The organism is Rothia sp. HMSC061E04 (assembly GCF_001813685.1).
Taxonomy (GTDB): domain Bacteria; phylum Actinomycetota; class Actinomycetes; order Actinomycetales; family Micrococcaceae; genus Rothia; species Rothia mucilaginosa.
On record NZ_KV813699.1, the window covers coordinates 1 to 3670 of the forward strand.

The 3670-nt window shown below is 61.0% G+C and carries 4 protein-coding genes; 1 reads left to right on the forward strand and 3 read right to left on the reverse strand.

Annotated features, from left to right (window positions below; translation table 11 throughout):
- Window positions 1-43: 43 nt before the first annotated feature.
- Window positions 44-337, reverse strand: a complete 294-nt coding sequence (locus HMPREF2927_RS04470) for a type II toxin-antitoxin system RelE family toxin (protein ID WP_070685913.1) — start codon at window positions 335-337, stop codon at window positions 44-46.
- 167 nt (window positions 338-504) lie between these two features.
- On the opposite strand from HMPREF2927_RS04470, the gene HMPREF2927_RS04475 reads away from it, so the two are divergent.
- A complete protein-coding gene (locus HMPREF2927_RS04475; protein ID WP_070685915.1) occupies window positions 505-786 on the forward strand; it encodes a type II toxin-antitoxin system prevent-host-death family antitoxin in 282 nt (93 codons plus the stop codon).
- An 83-nt stretch (window positions 787-869) separates the two neighbouring features.
- Here HMPREF2927_RS04475 and HMPREF2927_RS04480 read toward each other — a convergent pair whose 3' ends face one another.
- Complete coding sequence (locus HMPREF2927_RS04480) at window positions 870-2312, reverse strand: sugar porter family MFS transporter (protein WP_070685917.1); 1443 nt, start codon at window positions 2310-2312, stop codon at window positions 870-872.
- Between the two features lie 226 nt (window positions 2313-2538).
- A complete protein-coding gene (locus tag HMPREF2927_RS04485) occupies window positions 2539-3540 on the reverse strand; it encodes an aldo/keto reductase (RefSeq protein ID WP_070685919.1) in 1002 nt (333 codons plus the stop codon).
- Window positions 3541-3670 lie beyond the last annotated feature (130 nt).

The window sequence follows — 3670 nt, forward strand, 5'->3', positions numbered from 1 at the left end:
GTGCGGAGGGGTAGATGCTGCCGTCCATCACGCCACGCTCACTCTACAGGCCGCGATAGACTTCGCGTCGATGACCGACTCGGAAAACTTCAACAACAACCGCACCGTTATCAATGGTGTACAGAATGCGGTAATTCCCTACTCGTGCCCTGTACCCTTCTTCGTCCTGTAGCTTCTTGACTCCCGTCATATATGGGTCATCACCAAGGAATCGGAGGCAGACGATAATTTTCTCGAAGGCTGTCCGGTCTTCTCGTTGGATTTTCTTTAGTTCTTTCGCTGCTTTGCGCGTCAATTCGACCCGGTACACGGGGTTTGAGACATGGTTTGCAGTCATCTGCACCCTTCAGGCAGAGCTTTAAATCTTAACCTCAACCTTAGCAGAAAAAGTGTACACTTTTTACATACTTTACATTGTTGTACTATGTAAGTAGCTCCCCTGGATAGAACCTACACAGGAACTATCCTCGGAGCTAACGGACAAACCCCAGAAAGGAACCAGTCATGACTGTCACCACTCACCGGACTCGTTCCAATGTCACGACTCTTAAAGAACTCCGCGACAACCTTGGAACCAAAGTCAATGAAGCCGTGTTCTCCGGCGAACGTCCCCTCATCAGCCGCAATGGTAAGACTGTTGCCGCGCTCATCTCCTACGAAGATTTGAAGCTGCTGGAAGAGTACGAAGAGCTCCTCGACATTGAGGCTCTTCGCAAGGCACGCGCCGAAGATGACGGCTACCGCATCGGCCTCGACGAGTTCCTCGCAGAGAACCCTACAGACTAGTCTTTCAACGCATATTGCAAGGCGGGCGGCACCTCCACCAGGGAGGGGCCGCCCGCCTCATTCTTGCCTAAAAACCGCCGAATCTAGCGCTTGTGTGCGGAGGGGTAGATGCTGCCGTCCATCACGCCGCGCTCCACCTGCTCCAGGCTCACGCCGCGAGTCTCCGGCAGGTTGCGGAACATCAGCAGCGCAATGACCACGTTCACCACGGCAAAGCCGATGAAGGAGCCAGTCAGACCGACCGCACCCAGAATCACGGGGAACGCCAGCGACAGCACACCGTTCATCATCCAGCCGCTAAACGCCGAAATGCCCATACCCGCCGCACGCACACGCAGCGGGAACAGCTCGCTCATAATCACCCACGTGGACACGTTCAGGCAGGTCTGCATCGCGCCCACAAAGCAGACGATGAGCACCAGCAGAATCCAGGGACGCGCCGCATTATCGGCGGGCAGCAGCATGGACGCGCCCGCAATCAGCACGTGGAAAAACGCGGTCGACGCATAGCCGGTAATGACCATGACGCGGCGCGGTACACGCTCCATCAGGCTGAGCGACAGGATGGAACCAAGCACCGCAATCGTACCCGGCGCAATGTTCGCAATGAGCGCCGCGGATTCGCTGAAACCGGCTTCCTTGAGCACCTTAATGCCGTAGTACATGATCGAGTTGATGCCGGTCAGCTGCTGGCCCGCGCCGACCAGAATACCGACGAGCAGGATGCGCACGAACCAGCCGCGCACGCCCACGCTTTCCTTACCCGCCGCATTGTTCTGGGTGGTCGCCTCCGCCTGCAGGGTGCGTTCAATGTCGGCAATCTCAGCTTCGGCACGTTCGGTGGAGCGGATGCGCTTCATCACCTCCAGCGCCTGCTCACGCTTGCCGACGCGCAGCAGCCAGCGCGGCGACTCGGGCACTCGCAGCATGCCGACGAACAGGCCGATGGCGGGCAGGGTGCAGATGGCGAACATCCAGCGCCACACGCCGTCGTGTTCGCCCCATACGTTGCCGATGAGGGCGTTCACGATGAACGCGGCAAGCTGACCGCCCACGACCATGAGTTCGTTGCGGCCGGAGAGGGAGCCTCGAATTTCGTAGGGTGCGAGCTCTGCGAGGAACACGGGCACCACGGCGGAGGCGCCACCGACCGCCAGGCCGAGCAGGGTGCGTCCGGTGATGAGCACGGCGACGTTGGGTGCGAAGACGCACGCCAAGGCGCCGAAGAAGAAGATGGTGGAGAGCCCAATGATGGTGGTTCGGCGGCCGAACCGGTCAGAGATGCGGCCGCATCCGAGCGCACCGATAGCGGCGGCGAAGGCAAGCGATCCGGTGACCCAACCTTGGGCGGTGGAGTCCATGCCGAGTTCGCGGCTCATGGGTTCGAGCGCGCCGTTGATCACTCCGGTGTCGTAGCCGAAGAGCAGACCGCCGAAGGTGGCGATGAGTGCGATGATGCCGAGGTATCGGCTGTGCTTCCCGGTGCCCAGAGGGGGCAGGGTGGAGGCGGTGCTCTGTGCGCTCATGGTGTCCTTTGATGTGCCGGTGGCGGGTGGTCCTGCCGGAGCTGGTTCCAGGCGGCAGGGGTGGGTACATGGGTAAGGTGAGGTGCGTCAGGTTAGACACACCTCACCTAATCCTAGCGAAAACGTTCGGCGGGTGATATTTATTTCTCACCGCGCCTATTTTTCAGCGTATATTACGGCCGACATGTGCGACCGCCTGAGTGCCCCTTTGAGAAGGAGCCCGCGTTTAGAACAGCGCGATCTTCTCGGGTGCCGGGAAGATGGCGTCCAGGGCGGCGAGGTCCTCAGCGTCGAAGCGCAGGCATGCCGCCTGTGCGTTGGCGCGCACCTGCTCGGCGCTGGTTGCACCAGCAATGACGGAGGTGACCGACGACTGCTGTGCGAGCCAGGAGAACGCCGCCTGCGCCTCGGTAATGCCGCGCTCGGTGCAGAAGCTATGGAAGGCTTCGAGCTGGTCCCAGTTGGCGGCGTCGAGCACGTTCTTCTTGGAGTGGGACAGGCGCGAACCGGCGGGAATGTTGTCGCGGCGGTACTTGCCGGTCAGCAGGCCATTAGCGAGCGGGAAGTACGGCAGCACACCCATGCCGAAATGCCGTGCGGCGGGCAGGATTTCGAGTTCTGCGCGGCGGTCGAGCAGGTTGTAGTGGTTTTCAGCGACGATGAACCGTTCGGTGCCGAGTTCATGGGCGCAGTGTTCGGCGTGGGCGAGCTGCCAGCCGGAGAAGTTGGAGTGGCCCAGGTAGCGGACCTTACCGTCGCGTACGAGCTGGTCGAGGGCGCTGAGGGTCTCTTCAATGGGGGTGTTGGGGTCGGGACTGTGGTAGAAGTACAGGTCGATGTAGTCGGTGCCGAGGCGGCGGAGGGACCCTTCGACGGCGCGCATGATGTAGCGGCGGGATCCGCGGGCGTTGCGGTCGTTGCCGTTGAGGTCGCCGACGGGCAGACCGAATTTGGTGACGATGGTCAGCTCATCGCGGTCGAGGCCGAGCTGGGTGAGGGCGGTGCCGAACATGGTTTCGGAGAGGCCGGGTTCGGCGCCGTAGAGGTCGGCGATGTCGAAGAAGCTGATGCCGGCGTCGACTGCGGCGGCGATGACTTCGTTGGTGCCTTCTTGGGTGCGGGTGGGGGTGCCGGGGCGGCCGAGGTTGTTGCAGCCGATGCCGACGCTGGGTACGACGAGACCGGAGTTGCCGAGCCTGCGGTAGACGGGAGATTCAATACGTTCCATGCTTTTAACTCTACGTTGTGCGGGTATGTTGCAAGGTTATTTCCCCTCCAGCTGGGAGGCGAAGAGCTTTCTGAAGCGTGATGTAGGGTCGGTCGTTAGCTCCCGGTAGGTTCCTTGCTCCACCACACAC

What these genes read in the sequence shown, in the direction of transcription:
- HMPREF2927_RS04485 (WP_070685919.1), bottom strand. Translation starts at nt 3,540, where the DNA reads ATGGAACGTATTGAATCTCCCGTCTACCGCAGGCTCGGCAACTCCGGT.
- HMPREF2927_RS04470 (WP_070685913.1), bottom strand. Translation starts at nt 337, where the DNA reads ATGACTGCAAACCATGTCTCAAACCCCGTGTACCGGGTCGAATTGACG.
- HMPREF2927_RS04480 (WP_070685917.1), bottom strand. Translation starts at nt 2,312, where the DNA reads ATGAGCGCACAGAGCACCGCCTCCACCCTGCCCCCTCTGGGCACCGGG.
- HMPREF2927_RS04475 (WP_070685915.1), top strand. Translation starts at nt 505, where the DNA reads ATGACTGTCACCACTCACCGGACTCGTTCCAATGTCACGACTCTTAAA.